Origin of the sequence: Staphylococcus sp. HMSC072E01 (assembly GCF_001814125.1) — a bacterium.
GTDB classification, from domain to species: domain Bacteria; phylum Bacillota; class Bacilli; order Staphylococcales; family Staphylococcaceae; genus Staphylococcus; species Staphylococcus hominis.
Map to the genome: position 1 here is coordinate 1307 of NZ_KV814992.1, position 665 is coordinate 1971.

General features: G+C 44.5%; 1 rRNA gene (cut by a window edge). It reads right to left on the reverse strand.

The window, feature by feature from the left end:
• A 23S ribosomal RNA gene (locus tag HMPREF2953_RS10965) occupies positions 1 to 509 on the reverse strand (its annotated part extends 1306 nt beyond the left edge of the window); the annotation flags it as partial.
• Between the last annotated feature and the right edge of the window lie 156 nt (positions 510 to 665).

Genomic DNA, 665 nt, shown 5'->3' on the forward strand with positions numbered 1-665 from the left:
TCCCTCACGGTACTGGTTCACTATCGGTCACTAGGGAGTATTTAGCCTTGCGGGATGGTCCCCGCGGATTCCGACGGAATTTCTCGTGTTCCGCCGTACTCAGGATCCTCCTAGGTGTTGCTAGCATTTCGTCTACGGGGCTTTCACCCTCTTTAGCGGAATTTTCCAAATCCTTCAACTATACTAACAGACTACCATATTGGAGTCCTACAACCCCAACAAGCAAGCTTGTTGGTTTGGGCTCTTCCCGTTTCGCTCGCCGCTACTCAGGGAATCGAATTTTCTTTCTCTTCCTGCAGGTACTAAGATGTTTCAGTTCTCTGCGTCTACCTCTAATCAGCTATGTATTCACTGAAAAGTAATATCCTATAAAAGATATTGGGTTCCCCCATTCGGAAATCTCTGGATCATAGCTTACTTACAGCTCCCCAAAGCATATCGGTGTTAGTCCCGTCCTTCATCGGCTCCTAGTGCCAAGGCATCCACCGTGCGCCCTTATTCACTTAACCTTATCAACCTTACGGTTGGGTCTTGATCACTTCTTCTAGCGATAGAAGGTTAATCAATAAATAAGCAATTGAACTTATTAAAAAACTCATTCAACGCGGTGTTCTCGGTTTGTTTTGATTCTTTTTACTTCAATATCCAGTTTTCAATGAACGAAT